This window comes from Acidovorax sp. NN32, assembly GCF_057597245.1.
The window spans coordinates 1,651,843-1,673,889 of record NZ_CP199679.1; the positions used below are offsets into that span (position 1 = coordinate 1,651,843).

The 22,047-nt window shown below is 66.1% G+C and carries 18 protein-coding genes; 9 read left to right on the plus strand and 9 right to left on the minus strand.

Features of this window, described 5'->3' with window-relative positions; translation table 11 throughout:
* Positions 1-56: 56 nt before the first annotated feature.
* Positions 57-683 (plus strand): ABC transporter ATP-binding protein, encoded by a 627-nt coding sequence (locus tag ACT89O_RS07625; RefSeq protein ID WP_487262258.1) that lies wholly within the window; start codon positions 57-59, stop codon positions 681-683.
* Between the two features lie 97 nt (positions 684-780).
* Positions 781-1,422 carry a LysE family translocator gene (locus tag ACT89O_RS07630; protein WP_487262259.1) on the plus strand — a complete coding sequence of 214 codons (642 nt, stop codon included), beginning with the start codon at positions 781-783 and terminating at the stop codon, positions 1,420-1,422.
* 8 nt (positions 1,423-1,430) lie between these two features.
* Here the strand turns inward: ACT89O_RS07630 and ACT89O_RS07635 are convergent, their stop codons facing one another.
* The 8 genes from ACT89O_RS07635 to ACT89O_RS07670 are packed head-to-tail and all read right to left on the minus strand — an operon-like array spanning position 1,431 to position 7,270.
* Entirely contained in the window at positions 1,431-2,258 is an 828-nt protein-coding gene (locus tag ACT89O_RS07635; RefSeq protein WP_487262260.1) for a LytR/AlgR family response regulator transcription factor, read from the minus strand.
* On the minus strand, positions 2,255-3,343 hold the full coding sequence (locus ACT89O_RS07640) for a sensor histidine kinase (RefSeq protein WP_487262261.1): 1,089 nt from the start codon (positions 3,341-3,343) through the stop codon (positions 2,255-2,257). The genes ACT89O_RS07635 and ACT89O_RS07640 overlap by 4 nt, the downstream gene beginning before the upstream one ends.
* Positions 3,340-3,657, minus strand: coding sequence for a 2TM domain-containing protein (locus tag ACT89O_RS07645; RefSeq protein WP_121419361.1), 318 nt, complete (start codon positions 3,655-3,657; stop codon positions 3,340-3,342). The genes ACT89O_RS07640 and ACT89O_RS07645 overlap by 4 nt, the downstream gene beginning before the upstream one ends.
* A 55-nt stretch (positions 3,658-3,712) precedes the next feature.
* A complete protein-coding gene (locus ACT89O_RS07650; protein WP_487262262.1) occupies positions 3,713-4,756 on the minus strand; it encodes an alpha/beta hydrolase in 1,044 nt (347 codons plus the stop codon).
* Between the two features lie 27 nt (positions 4,757-4,783).
* Positions 4,784-5,848 carry an alpha/beta hydrolase family protein gene (locus tag ACT89O_RS07655; protein WP_487262828.1) on the minus strand — a complete coding sequence of 355 codons (1,065 nt, stop codon included), beginning with the start codon at positions 5,846-5,848 and terminating at the stop codon, positions 4,784-4,786.
* A 43-nt stretch (positions 5,849-5,891) separates the two neighbouring features.
* A complete protein-coding gene (locus tag ACT89O_RS07660) occupies positions 5,892-6,182 on the minus strand; it encodes a 2TM domain-containing protein (protein WP_228900022.1) in 291 nt (96 codons plus the stop codon).
* A gap of 58 nt (positions 6,183-6,240) precedes the next feature.
* On the minus strand, positions 6,241-6,813 hold the full coding sequence (locus tag ACT89O_RS07665; protein WP_487262263.1) for a DUF6622 family protein: 573 nt from the start codon (positions 6,811-6,813) through the stop codon (positions 6,241-6,243).
* A 46-nt stretch (positions 6,814-6,859) separates the two neighbouring features.
* On the minus strand, positions 6,860-7,270 hold the full coding sequence (locus ACT89O_RS07670; protein ID WP_121419366.1) for a DUF2306 domain-containing protein: 411 nt from the start codon (positions 7,268-7,270) through the stop codon (positions 6,860-6,862).
* Between the two features lie 308 nt (positions 7,271-7,578).
* Between ACT89O_RS07670 and ACT89O_RS07675 the strand changes: the two genes are divergently transcribed.
* From ACT89O_RS07675 to ACT89O_RS07705, 7 genes are all read left to right on the plus strand, one after another.
* Entirely contained in the window at positions 7,579-8,880 is a 1,302-nt protein-coding gene (locus ACT89O_RS07675; RefSeq protein WP_487262264.1) for an efflux RND transporter periplasmic adaptor subunit, read from the plus strand.
* A 15-nt stretch (positions 8,881-8,895) separates the two neighbouring features.
* Complete coding sequence (locus ACT89O_RS07680; protein WP_121507148.1) at positions 8,896-12,099, plus strand: efflux RND transporter permease subunit; 3,204 nt, start codon at positions 8,896-8,898, stop codon at positions 12,097-12,099.
* The gene (locus tag ACT89O_RS07685) at positions 12,096-15,278 is read left to right on the plus strand and encodes an efflux RND transporter permease subunit (protein ID WP_487262265.1); all 3,183 of its coding nucleotides are present in this window, start codon (positions 12,096-12,098) and stop codon (positions 15,276-15,278) included. Before ACT89O_RS07680 ends, ACT89O_RS07685 begins: the two co-directional genes overlap by 4 nt.
* 9 nt (positions 15,279-15,287) lie before the next feature.
* The gene (locus tag ACT89O_RS07690; RefSeq protein WP_487262266.1) at positions 15,288-16,724 is read left to right on the plus strand and encodes an efflux transporter outer membrane subunit; all 1,437 of its coding nucleotides are present in this window, start codon (positions 15,288-15,290) and stop codon (positions 16,722-16,724) included.
* A gap of 106 nt (positions 16,725-16,830) precedes the next feature.
* Positions 16,831-17,655 carry an undecaprenyl-diphosphate phosphatase gene (locus ACT89O_RS07695; RefSeq protein ID WP_121422620.1) on the plus strand — a complete coding sequence of 275 codons (825 nt, stop codon included), beginning with the start codon at positions 16,831-16,833 and terminating at the stop codon, positions 17,653-17,655.
* A 10-nt stretch (positions 17,656-17,665) separates the two neighbouring features.
* Complete coding sequence (locus tag ACT89O_RS07700) at positions 17,666-18,511, plus strand: MipA/OmpV family protein (protein WP_487262267.1); 846 nt, start codon at positions 17,666-17,668, stop codon at positions 18,509-18,511.
* Positions 18,512-18,974: 463 nt separating this feature from the next.
* Positions 18,975-20,306, plus strand: a complete 1,332-nt coding sequence (locus tag ACT89O_RS07705; RefSeq protein WP_121507145.1) for a diguanylate cyclase domain-containing protein — start codon at positions 18,975-18,977, stop codon at positions 20,304-20,306.
* A 212-nt stretch (positions 20,307-20,518) separates the two neighbouring features.
* Here ACT89O_RS07705 and ACT89O_RS07710 read toward each other — a convergent pair whose 3' ends face one another.
* Complete coding sequence (locus tag ACT89O_RS07710; RefSeq protein ID WP_487262268.1) at positions 20,519-22,003, minus strand: FAD-binding oxidoreductase; 1,485 nt, start codon at positions 22,001-22,003, stop codon at positions 20,519-20,521.
* Positions 22,004-22,047 lie beyond the last annotated feature (44 nt).

Here is a 22,047-nt window from a genome sequence, read left to right on the forward strand (position 1 = left end):
CTGGACCGGCGCAGGCTTGTACGGAATGTCCTGCGCAACAAACCCAAGGAAGCAGGATGTCTGAGAACGTGGTGTTGCAGGTGGAGGGGCTGTGTTTTGCCTATCCCGAATGTGGGGTGCTCAACCAGTGGTCGGTGGCGCTGCCTGCAGGCCTGGCGCTGGTGCGTGGCGACGAAAGCAGTGGCAAGACCACGCTGCTGCGCCTGCTTGCGGGTGAACTCACGGCACAGGCCGGGCGCATCACGCTGCAGGGTGTGAGCCTGGGCGACGCGCCCAAGGCCTTTGCGCACATGGTGTTCTGGGTTGATCCCCGTGCTGGCGACCTGGACAAACTCACCGCCCGTGGCTGGCTGGACAGCCTGCCCGCGCACTACCCGCTGTGGGATGCGGCAGCGCTGGCCACGCACATTGAAGGCTTCACGCTGCACGAGCATCTGGACAAGCCGTTCTACGCGCTGTCCACCGGCAGCAAGCGCAATGTGCTCATGGCCGGGGCGCTGGCCTCGGGCGCGCCGCTGACCTTGATCGACGAGCCTGTGGGCGGGCTGGACAAGCCGTCGGCCACCTACCTGGGCCGCGCCCTGGCGCAGGTGGCGGGCCAGCCCGGGCGCGTGGTGGTCGTGGCGCACTACGAGGCTTTGCCAGGCGTGCCCTGGGGCACGGTGGTGGAACTGAACAGTTGAGTGGTGTCCGGGGCACCGAGCGCCTGCGCCTTCCGCCCCCGCTTGTTTTAGACTGGGCCGCTATCGGGTGTTTTCCCGTTCTCTGAAGGACTGTTCCATGGACGCGCTTCTTTTTGCCCCGGTGGCGGTTGCCATTGCGCTCACGCCCGGCCCCAACAATTTCTGTGGCCTCAACAACGGCATTCGCGCGGGGATTGGTGCGGCCATGGTGGCGACGCTGGGGCGGGTGGCTGCGTTCGCGATTTTCCTGACGGTGTCTGCGGTGGGCTTGGGGGCCATGCTGCTGGCGTCCGAGACGGCCTTCACGGCCGTGAAGTGGGTAGGGGCCTGCTACCTGTTCTGGCTGGGCTGGCGCGCGTGGCGCAGCCGCGAGTTCAGCGGGCTGGATGTGGTGGATGGCGCAGACGGAGGTGCGGTCAAAGCGGGCGGTGCACCGGTGCGCCTGCAGTCGCTCATCGCGCAGGAGTTCTTGCTGGGCATCACCAATCCCAAGGCCATCATCCTGTTTGCAGCGGTCTTTCCGCAGTTCATCGACCCCGGCCAGCCGGCCCTGCGCCAGTTTGTGGTGCTGGGGGCGGTGTACCTGGGGGCTGAGTTTGTCTCCACGGCGGTGTATGCGGCGGGGGGCCGGCAGATCCGCCGGTTTATCCGCACCTCACGGGGTGTGGTGCGTCTCAACAAGGCCACCGGCGGGTTCTTCATGGGGGCGGGTGGCCTGCTGCTGGCCACCAATCGGTAACTCGGGGACTACATCGCCTTGAAAAGGTGCGCGTAAAGGCGGCTCACGGGCAGCTTCTCGGTCCGGCCCGCCAGCTCCAGATGCAGCTTGCCCGCCTCGTCGCGCGTCACCGTGGTGATGGCGCTGGCGCGCACCAGGGTGCTGCGATGGATCTGCCAGAACACCTGCGTATCAAGCTGGCTCGTCAGCTCCTTGAGCGGCGTGCGGATCAGGTACTCGCGCGCCGCAGTCAGCACCCGCACGTATTTGTCGGCCGCTTCAAAGTACAGCACGTCGGCCACCGGCACCATGTGGATCTGGCTGCCGCTGCTGGCCTGGATGAGGGTGAGGGGGGCGGTGCTGCTTGGTGCCGCTGCAGCGGATGGCGAGGCAATGCCGGGCGCTGCCAGCAGGTGGCGCAGCTGCTCCATGGTTGCTTCTAAATTGATAGCTGGTTGCGCTTTATTCATAATCGCTAGCTGCAGTTTTTGCACTGTTTTTTGCAGCCGGGCCGCCTGCACGGGCTTGAGCAGGTAGTCCACAGCCTGGGCTTCAAACGCTTGCACGGCGTACTGGTCGTAGGCCGTCACGAATACGAGTGCGGGAAACGGTTTGTCGTCGGGCCAGGCGTCGGCCAGTTCCACGGCGGCATCCAGCCCGCTTTGGCCCGGCATGCGGATGTCAAAGAAGAGCACGTCGGGGAGCAGGGCCAGCGCCTGCCTGACGGCCGACAGGCCGTCGCCCACGGTCGCGGCGATCTGCAGCGCGGGCCAGGCGCGGGCCAGCTCCTGCTGCAGTGCGGCAGCCAGCAGGTGTTCATCCTCGGCAATCAGGGCGCGAGCGGCGGGTTGGTTCATGGGCTTGGAGCGGATTTCAAAGGAAAAACGACGCTAGAGCTTGTCCCACCTGCGCTAGCAGCTATCAAATCAAGAGTGCCTGATGCGCCGTGCAAGGTGGCCAGGCGTTCGCGCACCTGGGTCAGACCAAAGCTTTGACCGGGGCCCGGCGTGGGCAGGGTGCCGGGCAGGCCCACGCCGGTGTCGTTGACCTCGATCACCAGCAGCGGGCCATTGGCGCCCGGGCGCGTGCTGGCGCGCACGGTGATGTGGCCGCCTTCCACCTGGGGCTCCAGGCCGTGGCGGATGGCGTTTTCCACCAGGGGCTGCAGCAGCAGTGGCGGTACGGGCACATCCCGCAGTGCCTCGGGCAGGTCCAGCGTGTAGGCCATGCGTGGGCCCATGCGCACCGCCATCAGCTCCAGGTAGTCGCGCAGGCGCTCAAACTCGTTGGACAGCGGGTGCTGGGTGCTGCGCGACGCGGTGAGTGTGGCGCGCAGGTAGGCAATCATGCGGTCCAGCATCTCTTGCGCACGCGCGGGGTCTGTGCCGATCAGCACGCGCAGGTTGGCCAGCGTGTTGAACAGCATGTGCGGTTCGAGCTGGGTTTCCAGCAGCTTCAGGCGCGCCTCGCTCGCGTGCATGCGCGCCTCGGCCATCTTGTCTTCCAGATACGCCGATTTGTGGATGGCGTAGAAGTAGTAGCTGCCCACCAGCCCGGCAATGGCCGTGATGAGAATGGATGTGCGCTGGTCGGACCCGGTAGTGGACGTGCCCGGTGGGTAGAAGTGAAAGTAGTACACGCACAAGGCGTTGGCCAGCGCCGTGCCTGCCACGTACCCCACAACGATGCCCCCCGCCACCAGCGCCATGCCCTGCCACCCATGCGGCCAGCCCGTTTCGGCGGCAGACGGTATCAGTTCGCGCCCCAGGTCGATCACGGCCCAGGTGAAGGTGCCGATCAGTATCGAATACACCACCGGCGGCCCGTAGGGCTTGTCGGGCATGAAGGCATATTGGATAGTCGCAACGACCAGGGTGAAGGCGAGCACCTGAAGGAAGTGCCGCAGCTTGCTGATGCCGTTGAAGGGGCGTCGCAGCATCATGGCCGGTGCTGATCTTGCTGCTTTTGGGCTTGTTCGCGCTGCAGGGCTTCGCGCTCGCGCTGCACCATGCGTTCGCGCAGGCCGTCGCCGCTGCCCAGCAGGAACACCGACACCCCATGCAGCACCAGCCCCAGGCCCCAGCCCAGCAGTGGATAGATCGACCAGGGGCGCGTACCGAATGCGTAGCGCGACATGGCAAAGAGCAGCGCGTTGACCAGCACGAACGCTGCAGCGTGCACGTACCAACCCAGCTTGGCGCTGGCGCGCCGGCGGGCCAGCGTTTCGATTTCTTCGGGGCTAAGAGGGGAGGTCATGGCGGGGCGGTCGGGGGTGAAAAGCTTGGGGCGCTGCAGGGATTCTAGGGGCGGGCTACGCCGGGCAGGCGTGGCGCGCCACCGTGGCCACAGCCTGGGCGTCCAGCGTCAGCCCCATGTGGTTCACGCCGGGCACCAGGGTCACGGGCACAGGCTTGCCCGACTGGGCAAACAGGTCGGCAAAGCGGTCGGCGTAAAAAAGCTCATCGTCCTGCCCGGCCACGATGCAGACCGTGCCCCGGGCATTGCGGATGTTGGATTGGTAGTCGTCGTGGGGGCGGAAGTTGGTGGCCACCGTGTACGAATAGCGGGGCGTGAGCAGCTCGCGGGCCACGTCGTTGAGGGCAAAGCTCAGCACGGGCAGGTGGTTCCACCGGGTGATGCCGATCTGATTGAGCAGCGTGATGGCAACCATGCGGGGCAGGCCCACCGACACCCAGCCGCCGCTGTCAGGCCGCGATGTGGGGGCGTTGTGGTGCAAAAAAGGCGAAAGCAGCACATAGCGGTCGAACAGGTCCTGCCGCGCGCTGCCCGCAAAACGCAGCGCAAACCCGCCGCCTGCCGAAAACCCCATCAGCGTTTGCGGGCCAGCGTACGGCACGGCGCGCAGAAAATCCTCGATGTCGTCTTCCATCTGGCCGATGTACGCGGCCTGGCCCCTGAGGCCGGACGCGCCGTGCCCCCGCATGTCCAGGGATGCCACGGCATAGCCCTCAGCCGCCAGCGCCTGTGCCAGCACGTGGTTGGACTGCCCGCGTGCGGAAGACCCATGCACCAATACCACCCGGCGCTGTGGTGTGGCTGCTGTTGCCGGACTGGGGCTGTAGCCATGCCACGCCAGTGAAGTGCCGTCGCGCGCTGTGTAGCGCTGGGCTGGTGGAACACCGCTGTAGTCCACGCCCTTGAACGGATTGTTGATGCTGGACAGTGGCGGGATGTCGTGGGGGCCGCCCCAGGCGATGGCGGCAGCAAGTCCGGCAAGCCCCATGGTCAGCAAGGCGGCAGCGATGAACAAGGGGTACCGGCTGCGGGGCCGCAATCTGGAGGTTTGCGTCATGGTGGCGAGCAGGCCGAGGGTGGCGGCAGAGATGAGGAGCATGGGGGCGTGTGACGCAGGATGGCCGCGTTAGGGCACTGGTTGAAAGGGGTGCAAGGGTTGCAGGTGCTGGGCGAAGAACGCCACGATGCGTGCATCCACCTCGGGCAGCACCTTGCGGTCAAAGCCGGGTGGGTCGCCCAGCAGCGCGGTCTGCACGTCGTTGAACAGGTGCAGCGGTGGCATGGGCGACAGCATGGCGCCGTGGCTGGCGTCCGGCAGGTGGGCTACGTGGGTGCAGCGGTCCTGGCAGGCCGCGAGCACGGCGTCACTGTGAAAGCGCGGTATCTGGTTCACATCCATGCCCACAGTCACCAGCCCCAGCGCGATGCTTGGGGTGGCAAGGGTGGCCATGTCAAAGTCGGCTGCAAAGGGCACGCTGGCCACGGCGGCTTGTATGCGGGGGTCCTGGTGTGTGTAGGCGGTGTCATCGCCAAAGCGGTGCCGTATCACGGTCAGTGCAAACCACTTCTTCAGGCCATCCAGCAGGTTGCCGTGCAAACGGGTGATGAACCCGACACAGGATGAAAAATCATCGGCAATGTGGGCCTCGCAGTGCTGACGAAAGCGCGCGGGCGACCACGCGCCGCCCGCCAGCGTCAGCGCCGTGTGGCCACCGGCGGAACCACCGAAGACCCCCACCTTGTCCAGGGTGAGCAACGGGGCCAGGCGGTTGTCTTGGGCCACGGCGTCGATGGCGCGGGAGACCTCGGCGGGGCGGCGCTTCCAGCTCTCGGGGCCGGGGGTGGATGGGTCTTTGGAGTTGTCTCCCGCATGTTCGGGCAATGCCACGACAAAACCTGCGGCCACCATTGCACGCGCAAGGTCGGTGTGGACCCACGGATTGCCGCCCGAACCGTGTGTGATGACGATCAGGCGGCCGTTGCCCCGCACGGGGCTGCCCTGCCAGGCCAGCTGCAGCTGGAAGGGGCCGCGCTGCACGGGTTCGTCGGCACTGCTGCTGGGGTAGAACACCGTGATGGGGCCATCCCCCAGCAAGCCGGGCAATTCCATCAGCCCCGTGCCCGCCTGGGAGGCGGTGGCCGCACCCCATGTCGCCAGTGTCAGCAGGGTCAGGGTCAGTCGTCGGAGCATCTTCATGGGATTTCTTTCGTGCGGAAGGAGGGTGTAGACAGGGTCAAGGACGTTGCCCCTGCTGCGCCAGACGGTCGCGTTCGGCCTGCACCATGCGCTCATGCAGCCCGCCGCCAGCGATCAGGAACACCACCGCCCCATGCACCACCAGGCCGATGCCCCATCCCAGGGCGGGGTACACCGCCCAGTGCCGCCCGCTGGCGGCCGACAAGGTGATCAGCAGCAGGTTGACCAGCAGATAGACGCCGGCGTGCATGTACCAGCCGAGTTTGGCCCCGGCGCGCTTGCGGGCCAGGCGTTCGATGGGGTCTTGGGTGGGGTGGATGTAGTGCATGGTGATGTCTCCAGACAAGGTGAGTCAGTTCGATGGGAGGGCAGGGTTCTGGCGGGGCTCAGGCGCCCATGGGGGATGCGCCGTAGACCACGCTTTGCTGCGCCAGGCGCCACATCCGCAGGGCTCGGGCGGCGAACAGGCCGTTGAACACCCCATAAAGGGCCGAGATCTGCAGCGCGAAGGTGCCGTCCCGTGCCAGGGTGGGTTGCATGGCCAGCTCCACCCCTACGAAATACTTGGTCAGGAAGATGCCGACGATCAGCGCGAGCGGCATGGCGCTGCCCGGAATGTAAAAACTGCGCGAAGAGGCGCTGTAGAGCGTGCCGGTGGGCGCCGTGGGCTGGAACCACAGGGCCAGCGCCGTGGTCGCCTTGGCGGCTGCCAGCCAGAGACCCACTGCCTGTACGCCGGAGGAGGCAGAACCGCCGAATGCCGACAGCAGGCCTGCCACCGAAAAGGCGGCCATGCCCAGCGGCATGAGCTGGGTTCGCAGCAGGCTGGCGCTGCGGTCGCGCAGCTGGCTGGCGCCCAGCCCCACCAGGCCGGCCAGCATGCCCCATACCCAGTAGGGGGTGTGACTGATGACCTGGAGCATTGCTTGGGGTTGGTGAACAATCAAATTGAGCAGCATGGGGATCTCCTGAGTGGAAAGGACAGATGGAGAGGGAACGGCAGGGTCAGATCACGCCCAGTGCCGACCAGAGCGAATGGCCGAGAAAGCGATCAGGCAGCAGAGTGAAGCCACCGGCCACCACGCAGGCGCCGATGTAGACGCGCTGCATGGTTTTGCGATGCCCGTCGATGTTGCGCCGGGCCAGGAAGACAAAAGACAGCACCAGCATCCCCAGCGTGACCGGTATCAGCAGGTGGATCAGCCCGAAGCTGCCCCAGCGCGGGCCCGGACCCCCACTGATGAAAATGGCCGACACGGCTGTGGCCACCATCAGGGTTACCCAGGCATACCCGGCGGCGCGGTGCAGGCGCGGGCGTTGGGTGGCACCCTTGCGGGCCCACAGGGCGATGGGGCCGATGGCGGTCGCGGCGAGCGCTGCGGCAAGGTGGATGGCGATGACGGGGGTGAGTTGCATGGTGTGGCTCCGGGCTCGTTCTTCAATGGAGCGGACTGTGCCGACACCGCCCCGTCGCTGCCAGCGGCTTGCGACGAAATGCGCCAGGGCCGCCGCGAAATGCAGGAGCGCGGCGTGACTTGCGGGGCATTTTTGGTGGTCGGCCCGTTGGTGGATGTGCCTTCCCTACGAATTGCTTTGACCCCAAGGTTTACTTTTCTTCGCACAGCGTTCAAAGCAACGCGTGAACTGAGCCTCTACGATCCGGTACGGTTGACCGTGCTGACACCCGCCCTGCACGCACCCCGAGAACACGAATCAAGACCGCCATGAACCCCCAAGAAGTCAACGCGCCCCCGCCATCGGCCATTCCTCCCGCTCCCCCCGGCAAACCGCCACGCCGATCCCGATGGGTAGGAAGCCTGCTGGCGCTGGTGTTGGTGGGGCTGGTAGGAGGGGCGGCGTGGTATCTCATCCAGCGGGCCAATGGTGAATCCAGCGGCGGTCCGGGCTTTCCGGGGGGCGGGCGCCCCATGGTCACGGTGGGGGATGCCGTGGTGCGCAAGGCTGAACTGCCGGTGATCATCGATGCGCTGGGCACCGTGATCCCCGCCACCACGGTCACGCTGCGGCCCCAGGTGTCGGGCATGCTGACCCAGGTGCTGTTCACCGAGGGGCAGATGGTCAAAAAAGGGCAGTTGCTGGCGCAGATCGACCCCCGCCCCTTCGAGCAGGCGCTGATGCAGGCCCAGGGCACCCGCCAGCGCGACGAGGCGCAGCTGGAGAACGCGCGCCTCACGCTGGAGCGCTACCGCACATTGCTGTCGCAAGACTCCATCGCCCGCCAGGACGTGGACACGCAGGCCGCGCTGGTCAAACAGCTTGAAGGCACGGTGATGACCGACAAGGCCCAGGAGGGCACGGCGCGCCTGAACCTGGACTACACACGCATCACCGCGCCCGCGTCGGGGCGCATCGGTCTTCGCACCGTGGATGCGGGCAACTACGTGACCTCGGGCGACACGGCGGGCCTGGCCACCATCACGCAGGTGGCGCCCATCGACGTGCAGTTCTCGGTGCCGCAGGACCGCGTGGCCGACATCCAGGCAGCGCAGGGCGCAGCGGACGCCCTGGCCGTGACGGCGCTGGACCGCACGCGCAAGGCCGAACTCGACAAGGGGCGTTTCTCTACGCTGGACAACCAGGTGGACACCACCACCGGCACCGTCAAGGCCAAGGCTCGGTTCGAGAACGCGGCGGGTGCGCTGTTTCCCAACCAGTTTGTGAACGTGCAACTGCTGCTGCGCAACGTGCCCGCGCTGGTGGTGCCCGTGACCGCCGTGCGCACCGGCGCCAATGGCGACTACGTCTATGTCATCAACGAAGACCGCACGGTGTCGCTGCGCAAGGTCAAGCGCGGTCAGGCCACGGTGGGGCTGATGGCGATCACCGAAGGCCTGAAGGAAGGCGAACGTGTGGTGACCGAGGGCGGGGACCGCTTGCAGGATGGCATGGCCGTGCAGCTGCCGGGTGCGCAGGCCGCCCGTGCACCGCGTGCGGGGGGCAGCGGGCCGCGAGGGGAGCGTGGAGAAGGTGGCCAGCGCCGCCAGCGTCCTCCTCAGAATCCCTGAGCGCGACACGACAACATGAGTCCTTCACGTCCATTCATTGAAAGGCCCGTGGCCACTGCGCTGCTGATGATTGCCATCGTGCTGGCAGGGCTGGTGGGTTTCCGCTTTCTGCCGCTGTCGGCCTTGCCCGAGGTGGATTACCCCACCATCCAGGTGCAGACCTTGTACCCGGGTGCCAGCCCCGAGGTCATGAGCCGCACGGTGAGTGCGCCGCTGGAGCGCCAGTTTGGCCAGATGCCCGGGCTCACGCGCATGGCGTCCACCAGCGCCTCGGGGGTGTCCATCATCACGCTGCAGTTTGGCCTGGGGCTGGCGCTGGATGTGGCCGAGCAGGAGGTGCAGGCGGCCATCAACGCGGGCAATTCGCTGCTGCCCGCAGACCTGCCCGCACCCCCGGTGTACGCCAAGGTGAACCCTGCCGACGCGCCGGTGCTCACGCTGGCCATCAGCTCTGACACGCTGCCGCTCACCGAAGTGCAGAACCTGGTGAACACGCGCCTGGCGCAGAAGATCAGCCAGGTTTCCGGTGTGGGGCTGGTGTCGCTGGCGGGTGGGCAGCGGCCTGCCGTGCGCATCCAGGCCGACACCAAGGCGCTGGCGTCGTACGGCATTGGCCTCGATACCCTGCGCACGGCCATCACGTCGGCCAACGCCAACAGTGCCAAGGGCAGCTTTGACGGCCCGCAGCGCTCGTACACCATCAATGCCAACGACCAGTTGCTGACGGTGGACGACTACAAGAACCTCATCGTGTCGTGGCGCAACGGCGCGCCGGTGCGCATGCTGGAGGTGGCGCGTGTGGTGGAGAGTGCGGAGAACAACCGGCTGGGCGCGTGGGCGGGGGTCAACGACCTCCAGAGCGCGGCGCCGGGCCGCCCCAAGCAAGCGAGCGCCCCCCCGGGGGGCAGCGAACCACACGAAGTGGGGAGCGTGGGGGCTTCCATCACTCCAGCGATCATCCTCAACGTGCAGCGCCAGCCGGGCGCCAACGTGATCGCCACGGTGGACAACATCAAGAAGCTGTTGCCCGAGCTGCAGGCGGGCCTGCCCGCATCGCTCAAGGTGCAGGTGCTGTCGGACCGCACCACGGGCATCCGGGGCTCGGTCCACCATGTGGAACTGGAACTGGTGCTGGCCGTGCTCATGGTGGTGCTGGTGATCTTCTTCTTTCTGCACAGCCTGCGCGCCACGGTGATTGCCAGCCTGGCCGTGCCCATTTCGCTCATTGGCACCTGCGGCGTGATGTACCTGCTGGGCTACAGCCTCAACAACCTGAGCCTGATGGCGCTGACGATTGCCACCGGCTTTGTGGTGGACGATGCCATCGTGATGATCGAGAACATCGCGCGCTACCTGGAGGAGGGCGAGCCGCCGTTCCAGGCGGCGCTCAAGGGCGCGACGCAGATTGGCTTCACCATCATCTCGCTCACGGTGTCGCTGATCGCGGTGCTGATCCCGCTGCTCTTCATGAGCGATGTGGTCGGGCGGCTCTTTCGCGAGTTCGCGGTCACGCTGGCCATCACCATTCTCATCTCGGGCGTGGTGTCGCTCACCCTCGTGCCCATGATGGCTGCGCGCTGGCTGCGCGCCGAGCCCGCTGGGGGCCCGAAGGGCGTGGCGGGCCGTATCAACCGGGGTTTCGAGCGGGTGATTGGCGGCTATGACCGCTGGCTGCAGTGGGTGCTGCGCCACCAGGGCGCCACTCTGGTGGTGGCGGTGATGACGCTGGCCCTCACGGCGCTCTTGTATGTGGTCATCCCGAAGGGGCTTTTTCCCACGCAGGACACCGGGCAACTGCAGGCGCGCGTCGAGGCGTCGCAGGATGTCTCGTACGCCCGCATGAGTGAACTCCAGCAAGCCGCCGTACGCGCCATCTTGCAAGACCCCGACGTGTTGTCGCTCAGCTCGTTTGTGGGTGTGGATGCGGCCAACAACACCATGCTCAACGCCGGGCGCATGCTGATCAATCTCAAGCCTGACCGCGACGGGCAGGAAGCCATCATGCAGCGGCTGCGCGAGCGTGTGCGGTCGGTGGCGGGTGTCACGCTATACCTGCAGCCCACGCAGGATCTGACGATCGATGCGGAAACCGGCCCCACCGAGTACCGCGTGTCGATTGGCGGTGTGGATGCCGCGCAGGTCAACGACTGGACCCGCAAGCTCGCCGAGCGACTGCAGCGCGAGCCCAAGGTGCGCAACGCCACGACCGATGCGGGCGCGCAGGGCCTGTCGGCCTTTGTGGACATTGACCGCAACACGGCATCCCGCCTGTCGGTCACGGCCAGCAGCGTGGACGACACGCTCTACAGCGCGTTTGGCCAGCGCATCGTGTCCACCATTTTCACCGAGACCAACCAGTACCGCGTGATCCTGGAAGCCCAGCAGGAAGGCATGAACACGCCCGAGGCTCTGGGCACCTTGCAGCTGCGCACAGGCTCCGGCACGCCCACGCCGCTGGCGGCTGTGGCCACCATCCGCGAGCAACTGGCGCCGCTGCAGATCACGCGCGTGGCCCAGTACCCGGCGGCAACGCTGGGGTTTGACAAGGCCGAGGGCGTGTCCTTGGGCAGTGCGGTGGACGCCATCCGCGCTGCCGCGAAGGAAATCGGCATGCCGCAGGGCTTGTCGATGGAGTTCCTGGGGGCCGCGGGGGCGTATGAAAAATCGTTGTCGAGCCAGCTGTGGCTCATTCTGGCGGCCATGGTGTGCGTGTACATCGTGCTCGGCGTGCTGTACGAGAGCTATATCCACCCGGTCACGATCCTCTCCACCCTGCCTTCCGCCGGGGTGGGGGCGCTGCTGGCGCTCATGGTGTCGGGCAACGACCTGGGGGTGATCGGCATCATCGGCATCATCCTGCTGATCGGCATCGTCAAGAAGAACGCGATCATGATGATCGACTTCGCCATCGACGCCGAGCGCCACCAGGGCATGGGGCCGCAGCAGGCCATCCACCAGGCCGCGCTGCTGCGTTTTCGCCCCATCCTCATGACCACGCTGGCGGCGCTGTTTGCCGCGCTGCCGCTGATGCTGGGCTGGGGCGAGGGCGCGGAACTGCGCCGGCCCCTGGGGCTGGCGATTTTTGGCGGCCTGATCCTGAGCCAGATGCTCACCCTTTTCACCACGCCGGTGATCTATCTGGCGTTTGACCGGCTGGGCCGCCGCTGGACGGGCCGGGGCACGGCGGCGGCGCCGGTCCAGGCCGGGGAGGTGTCGTGAATCTCTCGCGCCCCTTCGTCGAGCGGCCGGTCGCCACCGTGCTGCTGACCATTGGCGTGGCCCTGGCGGGGATCGCCGCATTTTTTGTGCTGCCCGTATCGCCTTTGCCGCAGGTGGACTATCCGGCCATTTCGGTCTCGGCCAGCCTGGCGGGCGCCAGCCCCGAAACCATGGCCACCAGCGTGGCCACCCCTCTGGAGCGGCGGCTGGGGGTGATTGCCGGGGTCAACGAAATGACCTCGACCAGCTCCAACGGATCGGCGCGCGTGAGCCTGCAGTTCGACCTGAACCGCAATATCGACGCGGCTGCGCGCGAGGTGCAGGCCGCCATCAACGCGGCGCGGGCCGACCTGCCCGCCACGCTGCGCAGCAACCCCACGTACCGCAAGCGCAACTCGGCGGCATCACCCGTCATCATTCTGGCGCTGACCTCCAAGACGCGCACGCCGGGTGAGATCTACGATGCCGTCTCCAACGTGGTGAGCCAGCGCCTGTCGCAGGTGGACGGTGTGGGCGAGGTGGAGATTGGCGGCGGCTCGCTGCCCGCCGTGCGGGTGGAGCTGCTGCCCTTTGCGCTCAACCGCTACGGCATCAGCACCGAAGACGTGCGCGCTGCCATCCAGGCCTCCAACGCCAACCGTCCCAAGGGCGCCATCGAAGGCGACGGGCGCCGCCTGCAGATCTACACGCCATCGCCCGCGCGCAAGGCGGCAGAGTACGAATCGCTCATCGTCGCCTGGCGCAACAATGCCGCCGTGCGGCTGGGGGATGTGGCGCGCGTGGTGGACGGGGTGGAAAACCGCCGCACCGTGGGGCTGTTCAACGGCGATCCCGCCATCATCGTGCTGGTCACGCGCCAGCCGGGTGCCAACATCATCGAAACGGTGGATGCCGTGCGCGCGCTGTTGCCCGACCTGCAGGCCCAGCTGCCGCAGGACATCCAGGTGGCCGTGGCGTCGGACAGCACCAACTCCATCCGTTCGTCCCTGCATGAAATCGAGCTGACCCTGATGGTCTCCATTGCCCTCGTGGTGCTGGTGGTGGGCCTCTTCCTGCGCAAGGCGCGGGCCACGGTGATCCCGGCGGTGGCCACTGTGGTGTCGCTGCTGGGAACCTTCGGCGTGATGTACTTCCTGGGCTTCAGCCTGAACAACCTGAGCCTGATGGCGCTGACCGTGGCCACAGGTTTTGTGGTGGACGATGCCATCGTGGTGCTGGAAAACACCATGCGCCACATCGAGGCCGGCATGGACCGCATGCAGGCCGCGCTGCAGGGTGCGCGGGAGGTGGGCTTCACCGTGCTGTCCATCAGCCTGTCGCTGGTGGCGGTGTTCATTCCGCTGCTGTTCATGGAGGGCCAGGTGGGGCGGCTGTTCCGCGAATTCGCCATCACGTTGTCAGCGGCGGTGATGATTTCGCTGGTGATCTCGCTCACCACCACGCCCATGATGTGTGCGTGGCTGCTGCGGGCGCACGACCCGGCCAGCGACAAGCCCCCGTCGCGCCTGGCGCGGTGGGCAGAGCGTGGCTACCAGGGCGTGCTGCGCGGGTATGGACACAGCCTGGACTGGGCCCTGGCCAGCAAAGGCCTGGTGGTGCTCATCCTGCTGGCGGTGATCGGGCTCAACGTGTACTTGTTCGCGAAGATCCCCAAAGGGTACTTCCCCGAGCAGGACAACGGCCAGCTCAACGCGGGCCTCAGGGCCGACCAGAGCATTTCGTCCGAAGCCCTGGCGCGCAAGCTACGCCAGGCCGTGGAGATCATCCGCAAGGACCCAGCGGTGGACACCGTCGTCGGCTTCTCGGGTGGCAGCCGGGCCGGGGGTGGGTTCATGTTTGTGAACCTCAAGCCTTTGAAGCAGCGCACGGACAGCACACCGTCCGTCATTGCGCGGCTGCGGCCGCAGCTCAACCAGATCACCGGCCTCAGGGTGTTTCTGAACCCCGTGCAGGACCTGCGCATGGGCGGGCGCTCCAGCAACTCCACCTACCAGTACACGCTCAAGAGCGACAACATGGCGGACCTCAAGCAATGGGCGGGCAAGCTGGCCGACCGGCTCAAGGACGAAAGCCTGCTCAAGGACGTGGACACCGACCAGGCGGAAAACGGCGTGGAGACCTATGTGGAGGTGGACCGCGACAGCGCTTCGCGCCTGGGCGTGAGCGCCTCGGCCATCGACAATGCGCTGTACAACGCCTTCGGCCAGCGTTCGGTGGCCACGATCTATGGCGAACTCAACCAGTACGCCGTCATCATGGAGTGGGCGCCGGAGTACACCCGGGGCCCGCCGGCCCTGAAAGATATCTACGTGGCCAGCAACCCGACCGGTGCCACGGGTACGGCCGCCAACCCGGGCCAGCGCGGTGCGTCCACGGGCAATGTCATCAGCACTGCGGCATCGACCATGGTGCCGCTGAGCGCCGTGGCGCGCGTGGTGGAGCGGGCCTCACCCACGTCCATCAGCCACCAGGATGGCGAGCTGGCCACTACCATCTCGTTCAACATCGACCCCGGAACCTCGCTGGCGCAGGCGCGCCAGGTCATCGAGCAGGCCGAGGCCGACATTGCCATGCCCACCAACGTGCGCGGCAGCTTCCAGGGCACGGCGCTCAGCGCCCAGCAGTCGCAGGGGCAACAGCTGTTCCTGATCCTCACCGCCATCGTGGTGATCTACATCGTGCTGGGTGTTCTGTATGAAAGCCTGATCCACCCGATCACGGTGCTGACCACGCTGCCGTCGGCGGGGGTGGGCGCCGTGCTGGCGCTGCTGCTGTTCAACATGCAGTTCACCATCATTGCGCTCATCGGCGTGTTCCTGCTGATCGGCATCGTCAAGAAGAACGCGATCATGATCATCGACTTTGCGCTGGACGCCGAGCGCGCGCGCGGGCTCACGGCTCTGGAGGCCGTGCGCGAAGCCTGCCTGCTGCGGTTTCGCCCCATCCTGATGACCACGATGGCTGCTGCACTGGGTGCACTGCCGCTGGCCATCGGCTTCGGGCAGGGCTCGGAGCTGCGCCAGCCGCTGGGCGTGGCGATCATCGGCGGGCTCATTGCGAGCCAGTTGCTCACTTTGCTGACGACGCCGGTGGTCTATGTGCTGCTCGACAAGCTGCGCAAGCCCGCACCCAACGAACAACAACTGAGCCGCGCCGGAGCCCCCGGTGCCGCTGTCTGATTGCGCACCATGACCCGTCCCATCATCCCCCTCGCACCGGGTGTACGCGCCGCACGCTTGGCCAGCCTCGGGCTCGCGCTGACGCTGCTGTCTGCCTGCTCCGTCACTCCGCCGTACCAGCGCCCCGAGATGCCAGTGCCGGCCACGTTCAAGGAGGCGGGCGCCACCTGGGCGCCAGCCGCGCCTGCCGACGCGCTGGACCGTGGACCCTGGTGGGAGCTGTTCGGAGACGCCGAGCTGAACCGGCTGGCGGAGCAGGTGCAGCTATCCAACCAGAACATTGCCGCAGCAGTGGCTGCCTATGCCCAGGCGCAGGCCGTGGTGCGGCAGCAGCGCGCGGGGCTGCTGCCTTCCGTCAGCCTGTCGGGCGGTGCCACGCGTTCGGGTGGCGAGGGCGCCAGCCGGTCCGGCACCACGACCCAAGCCTCGTTGGGGGTGGACTGGGCCCCGGACCTCTGGGGGCGGCTCGAAAGCGGCGTCAACAATGCCCAGGCCAGTGCGCAAGCCAGCGAGGCCGACCTTGCGTCGGCCCGCCTGTCCGCCGTGGGCAGCCTGGCCTCCGCCTATTTCCAGCTGCGCGAGGCTGATGCGGAAATCGGGCTGCTGCAGGCCACGGTGGAGGGCTACGAGCGCAGCCTGCAGATCGCCAGGAATCGTTATTCCGCCGGAGTGGTGGCCCAGACCGACGTGCTGCAGGCGCAGACCCAGCTGGCAAACGCGCGGGCCGACCTGGCCACCGCGCGCCAGAACCGGGCGCGGTTCGAGCACGCGCTGGCGGTGCTGACGGGGCAGGCGCCCTCCGACTTTGTCGTGCCCAGTGCGCCGTGGGTGGTCCAAGTGCCCGAGGTGCCACCAGGCGTCCCCTCAACCCTGCTGCAGCGCCGCCCCGACATCGCGTCGGCAGAGCGGGCCGTGGCCGCTGCCAACGCGCAGATCGGCATCCAGCGCGCCGCGTACTTTCCCAGCCTGAGCCTGGGCGCCACCCTCGGCAGCGGTGGCAGCAGCGTGGCGGATCTGTTCAAGGCGTCGGGCACTGTGTGGTCGCTGGGGCTGTCCATTGCACAGACTGTGTTTGATGCAGGTGCCACCGCCGCCCGCGTGGAGGAGGCGCAGGCTGCACGCGATGCCCGTGTGGCCGTCTACCGCCAGACCGTGCTGACGGCCTTCCAGAGCGTGGAAGACCAGCTCACCGTGCTGCGCACCCTGCGAGAACAGGAGCCCCTGCGGCGCGAGGCCGTATCGGCCGCCGAACGCACGGCGCAGCAGCAGCTCAACCGCTATCGCGAAGGCCAGGTGGGCTACACCGAGGTGGTGACCGCGCAAGTATCAGCGCTGTCTGCCCAGCGCGCCCTGCTGCAGCTGCAGGTCAACCGCCAACTGGCCGTGGTGGCGCTGGTGCAGGCGCTGGGGGGCGGGTGGCAGGCGCCGTGGCAGCCCCCCGCCTGAAGGCTGCGCGGGGCTGCTCGGCATATACTCCTGTTTTGATAGCTGCTAGCGCTTGATAGATAAGCGGTAGAGCCTTGTTTGATTCAAATTTTCTCAAGGAGTGTGCGTGGACGTTGTATTGCTGGTCAAGGCTGCCATCATGGGCGTGGTCGAAGGCCTGACGGAGTTCCTGCCCATTTCTTCCACGGGGCACCTGATCCTGGCGGGCTCTCTGCTGGGATTTGATGATGCCAAGGCCAAGGTGTTTGACATTGCCATCCAGACCGGTGCCATCTTTGCGGTGATCCTGGTGTATTGGCAGAAGATCCGCGCCACGCTGGTGGCCTTGCCCACGCAGCGGCAGGCGCAGCGGTTTGTACTCAATGTGCTCATCGGGTTTTTGCCCGCTGTGGTGCTGGGCCTGTTGTTTGGCAAAGCCATCAAGGCCCATCTGTTTACCCCTGTGGTGGTGGCCAGCACCTTCATCATTGGGGGCTTCATCATTTTGTGGGCAGAGCGCCGATCTCCTGCGGCCACCCGCATCCAGTCGGTGGATGACATGACGCCGCTGGACGCCCTCAAGGTGGGCCTGGTGCAGTGTCTCGCCATGGTGCCGGGCACCAGCCGCAGCGGCTCCACCATCATCGGGGGCATGCTGCTGGGCCTGTCGCGCAAAGCAGCCACCGATTTTTCGTTCTTTCTGGCCATTCCCACGCTCATTGGCGCGGGGGTGTACAGCCTGTACAAGGAGCGCGCGCTGCTGTCGGTGGCCGATCTGCCCATGTTCATCACCGGGCTGGTCTTTTCGTTCCTGAGCGCCTGGCTGTGTGTGCGCTGGTTGTTGCGCTACATCAGTACCCATAGCTTTGTACCGTTTGCGTACTACCGCATCGTGTTTGGCATCGTTGTTCTGGTGACAGCATGGACTGGATGGGTGCAGTGGGCGGACTGATAATCCACCCATGAGCCGTTTTGCCCCCATTGCACCCCTGGTTTCTTGTGCTTCGTTGCTGGCCTGCCTGTGCTCCTGGCCGGCGGCGCACGCAGCGGATGCGCCTGCAGCCGAAGAGCCGCCCAAACCGTTGTTCAACTACGCGCTGGGCGCCATCGTGGGCTCCAGCCCGGACTACGCGGGCGGTGATGGGCGCAAGAACAGCTTGCGGCCCGCATGGGCCATCGAATATGGACGCTTCAGGCTCAGTACCTCGCGTGGCAGCGCCTTCATGGGACATGGGCTGGGTCCGCGCGAATCGGGTGCCAGCGCCACGCTGGCGCAGGGAGATCAATTCAACCTGAGCGCCTCGCTGCGCATCGACAAAGGCCGTGACGGCTCGGACGCACCGATCCTGGTGGGGCTGCCCTCGGTCCGGTCCACGCTGCGCGCGCGGGTGAGCGCTGGGTATGCGCTGACGCCACGGTGGTCTGTGGGCGCCGGGCTTTCGCAGGACATTCTGGGGCGCGACGGCGGCGCGCAGTTGTCCACCAGCGTGGGCTATACCTGGCCCGTGACCGAGCAGACCAAAGTCACTTTCGGCGCAGGCGCGAGCTTTGGGGATCGCACCTATCTGCGTGGTCATTTTGGCGTGCCTGCGGGTGGTTCCAGGGCCTTGCCTGCCTTTGATCCGGGCGCAGGCCTGTACAGCGTGGATGCCGGTGTGGAGGTCATGTCTGCCATCAATCGCCACTGGGTGATTCTGGGTGCGGCGCGTGTATCGCAGCTCAAGGGCGACGCCCGCCGCAGCCCGCTCACCGTCGAGCCCACAGGGTATTCCGTGTCCGTCGGCCTGGCATACCGCTGCTGCCGTTAGTCCACTGAAACCGAGAAATCGGCTGTGCGTGAGGGTCTGGCAGGGCCGCACTCTAGGCGGCGGGCGCAGGCGGGTTGCATACCCGGCGAGCACGGCAACGACGAGGGCGGCCCTGCCAGGCCCTCACCCTTCGGGCCGGGGTGGCAGCAGGCAGCATCGCTGCGTTGCGGGCCTTGCCAAGGCGGCCAGCCTTGGCAAGGCCCGCGCCTTGCGCTGCACCCGCTTCCACCTCGGCACACAGCCGATTTCTAGGTTTCAGTGGACTAGCGTGCAACACCGTGCGGGAGCTGGCCTTTTGCGAAGGCCCGTGGAGCCTGCGGGGGCTCCATTGGCCGAAAGTGATAAGCTGGTGCTGACACACTGTTACCTGTAGCAGGGCGATGCAAAGCGGCCACCGCGAAGGAGGTGCAGCGTTGGATCGCCCCCCTGTCGATGACCATCTCCCCGCCGGGGCTATCGCCGCATGATGCAAGACGAGCCTGAGTTGTCGCAGCCCCCCACAGCCGTCCATCAGGATTCCTGGTCCAAGGCTGAATTGCTGGATCTGATCACCCGCAGCGCGGGTGCCACCATGGCCGTGATCGACCGCAGTCTGGCCATGATCTATGTCAACGAGGAATACGCCCGCTGGTTCGGCGCCGTGCCCCAGCAGTTGGTGGGAAAAACCCTTGTCGAGGTGTATGGTGAGAGCGACTGCGCCCGATTCATGCCCTTCGTCGAGCGTGTGCTGCAGGGCGAGCGGGTGCAGTACCAGCGCCTTCTGCGCACACCGTATGGCATTGATGAATGGCGCACCATCTGCCTGACCCCCTGGCACAACCGGCAGGGGCTGGTGGACGGCTTCATCACCACGGCGCTCGACGTTCATGAACTGCAGGTCACCATGAATGCGCTGCGCGCAGCCAACCAGCGGCTTTCCTCGCACATGGAAAACAGCCCGCTTGCGGTGCTGGAGATGGACCATAACCTCAGGCTCCTGCACTGTTCGCAGCGCGCTGTGCAGCTCATGGGCTGGCTGCAGGTGGCGGGGCTGGAGGGGCGGTTGCTGACGGAACTGGTGGACCCCTCACTTCAGGACGACGGGCTTCAGAGTGCGCTACAGCGCCTGCAGACGGGGCAGGAGTCCCAGAACCGCGCGGAGACCTGCTTTGTGCGGGAGGACGGTAGCGAAGTGCATTGCGAGTGGTTCAACTCCGCACTGACCGACGCCCAGGGGCAGGTCACATCGATCATGGCGCTGGTCCAGGATGTCTCGGCCAAGATCCAGATCGCCCGCCAGCAGCACTATTTGGCCAACCACGATTCACTCACGGGCCTGCTCAATCGTGCGGCTTTTCAGAGCCGTCTGGAGCAGTCCCTGACGCAGGCGCGATGCAATGCCGGGTCTGTGGCCTTGCTGTTCATCGACCTCGATGGGTTCAAGGGGGTGAACGACGCCGAAGGCCATCGCGCAGGTGACGAAGTGCTGCGCATTGTGGCCCAACGCATTGCCAGCACGGTGCGTGCGGGCGACACCATGGCACGCCTGGGTGGCGACGAATTCCTGGTCATGCTCGACCGAGATGTCACCCGCGACGTGACCGACACCATCGGCCACCGCATCATCGAGGCATTGCACCAGCCCATGGTTGTGGAAGGGCGTGACCTTTTCATCGGCGCCAGCATTGGCGTGGCCGTGTATCCGCCACTGGAGGGGGATATCGACGCCCTGATGAATCGGGCCGACCAGGCGATGTACTCAGCCAAACGCGCGGGCAAAGGCCGGCTCCATTACGCTGAAACGGCCTCTTCCTGAGCGCAGGGGATGGCCTGCATAACTCCCTGCGGTCGGTGATAGCGCGGTCTCGGGCGGTCCGCTGCGTTGCTTTTTTTGCCAATAGCGGGGCTATTGGCTGCAAAAAGACGCCTTGCGGCCCTTCCCGATCCGCACTACCACTGACTCGCGAGGGTGAGGCAGGACATCCCTGAGGCTCTTGTCCCAGAGGGCTTCTCTCAGGACCTGCATTCCTATTTCTGTGGCAGCCGGACGCTCTGCTGAAAGTGGAAGAAATTCCCGGGGTCGTACTGCGCCTTGATCTGCTGAAGTTGCGGGTATGCAGGGCCCCAATAGGCCTGGGCAAAGTCCTGCAGGCTTGCGTCGGGATAGTTCTGGTACACGTGGCCGTTCAGGAAGGGTTTGACCAGGTTCATGAACCCATCGAGCCAGGCTTCCATCTGGGCCCGCTCGGTGTCATTGGTCCAGAACACGTCCACCACGAGGTCCGCATCCACATGGCGGTGGATGAAAGCGCTGTCGGCCACCGGATAGCGGTTGATGGCGCCGCCATAGGGTTCCAGATAAGCCAGCGACCAGGGGTTGGGCGAGGTCTTGAAGTAATCGATGATGCGTTGCCAGTCGGCTGTTGACAGCGGCGTGCTGATGTAGCCGCAGGCCTTGGTTTCCGCCACGCCGTCGGGCAGGTTGTCTGGCAAGGTGTAGGGGTGGTCTTCCAGCCAGATGTTCATGTCGGGGTAGGTGCCCGTCTTGTCCACCAGCAGCTGTGCGCTCGGTATCGCCATGAGGCGTGCAATGGCCTTCATGCCCTCATCGCGCGTGCCGCAGAACATGCCTTGCACCATGTAGACCGGCGTACTGTTCTGGTAGCCCAGGTTCATCATGTAGCCCAGGGCATCGGGTGCGCCGGTTTTCATGTAGTGGGCTTGCATCGTTGTCAGGACTTCGGCGGCATGCGCGGCGTCCCAGCTGATGGCCCAGGCCCACACCTGGTCCAGCCGGTGCATGCGGTAGGTGACCTGCAGCAACACACCAAAGTTGCCGCCCGTGCCACCGCGCATGGCCCAGTAGAGCCCCGGGTTCTCCTGCGCGCTGGCCGTGACGATGCTGCCGTTGGCAAGCGCCACCCGGAACGATTCCACCAGATCGCTCTGGATGCCGAAGGCCCGCGACGTATAGCCGTAGCCGCCACCCTGCACGAAGCCCCCCACGCACACGCTGCCGCACGCTCCCGTGGGCACATGCCAGCCGGTGTGGTTCATCGCGCCGTTGAAATGGTCGAAATCGGTGCCCGGCAGCACATGCACGCGCTCGCGGGGTGGGTCCAGCACCACGCCTTTCAGGTCGCTCAGGTCCACCACCATGCCGCTGTTGACGGAGTAGCCTGCCGTGCTGTGCCCGCCGCAGCGCACGGCCACCCACAGGTTGTAGGTGCGGGCCACGGCAAGGCATTCGAGCACATCGTGTTCGCAGGCGCAGTAGACGATGATCTCGGGATAAGCCTGAAACGCGGGGTTGGACTCTTGCCGTGCAGCGTTGTAGTCGGGGCTGGATGGCAGCACGATGCGGCCCACCAGCTTGGCCTCCAGCGCCGCCACGGCGTCCCAGGTCAGGGTTGCGCCCGGTGCGTTTGGTGCGGCCTGGCGTGTAGCCAACGACTCAAAATGCGCAATTCGGGCGTCTTTGGCAATGCGGGCGGGACTTTTGCGATGGGCCATGGTGAACAATCCTTGGGTGGTAACGCGAAGCCCCGTGTTTAACG

What these genes read in the sequence shown, in the direction of transcription:
- ACT89O_RS07625 (WP_487262258.1), top strand. Translation starts at nt 57, where the DNA reads ATGTCTGAGAACGTGGTGTTGCAGGTGGAGGGGCTGTGTTTTGCCTAT.
- ACT89O_RS07630 (WP_487262259.1), top strand. Translation starts at nt 781, where the DNA reads ATGGACGCGCTTCTTTTTGCCCCGGTGGCGGTTGCCATTGCGCTCACG.
- ACT89O_RS07635 (WP_487262260.1), bottom strand. Translation starts at nt 2,258, where the DNA reads ATGAACCAACCCGCCGCTCGCGCCCTGATTGCCGAGGATGAACACCTG.
- ACT89O_RS07640 (WP_487262261.1), bottom strand. Translation starts at nt 3,343, where the DNA reads ATGATGCTGCGACGCCCCTTCAACGGCATCAGCAAGCTGCGGCACTTC.
- ACT89O_RS07645 (WP_121419361.1), bottom strand. Translation starts at nt 3,657, where the DNA reads ATGACCTCCCCTCTTAGCCCCGAAGAAATCGAAACGCTGGCCCGCCGG.
- ACT89O_RS07650 (WP_487262262.1), bottom strand. Translation starts at nt 4,756, where the DNA reads ATGCTCCTCATCTCTGCCGCCACCCTCGGCCTGCTCGCCACCATGACG.
- ACT89O_RS07655 (WP_487262828.1), bottom strand. Translation starts at nt 5,848, where the DNA reads ATGCTCCGACGACTGACCCTGACCCTGCTGACACTGGCGACATGGGGT.
- ACT89O_RS07660 (WP_228900022.1), bottom strand. Translation starts at nt 6,182, where the DNA reads ATGCACTACATCCACCCCACCCAAGACCCCATCGAACGCCTGGCCCGC.
- ACT89O_RS07665 (WP_487262263.1), bottom strand. Translation starts at nt 6,813, where the DNA reads ATGCTGCTCAATTTGATTGTTCACCAACCCCAAGCAATGCTCCAGGTC.
- ACT89O_RS07670 (WP_121419366.1), bottom strand. Translation starts at nt 7,270, where the DNA reads ATGCAACTCACCCCCGTCATCGCCATCCACCTTGCCGCAGCGCTCGCC.
- ACT89O_RS07675 (WP_487262264.1), top strand. Translation starts at nt 7,579, where the DNA reads ATGAACCCCCAAGAAGTCAACGCGCCCCCGCCATCGGCCATTCCTCCC.
- ACT89O_RS07680 (WP_121507148.1), top strand. Translation starts at nt 8,896, where the DNA reads ATGAGTCCTTCACGTCCATTCATTGAAAGGCCCGTGGCCACTGCGCTG.
- ACT89O_RS07690 (WP_487262266.1), top strand. Translation starts at nt 15,288, where the DNA reads ATGACCCGTCCCATCATCCCCCTCGCACCGGGTGTACGCGCCGCACGC.
- ACT89O_RS07700 (WP_487262267.1), top strand. Translation starts at nt 17,666, where the DNA reads ATGAGCCGTTTTGCCCCCATTGCACCCCTGGTTTCTTGTGCTTCGTTG.
- ACT89O_RS07705 (WP_121507145.1), top strand. Translation starts at nt 18,975, where the DNA reads ATGATGCAAGACGAGCCTGAGTTGTCGCAGCCCCCCACAGCCGTCCAT.
- ACT89O_RS07710 (WP_487262268.1), bottom strand. Translation starts at nt 22,003, where the DNA reads ATGGCCCATCGCAAAAGTCCCGCCCGCATTGCCAAAGACGCCCGAATT.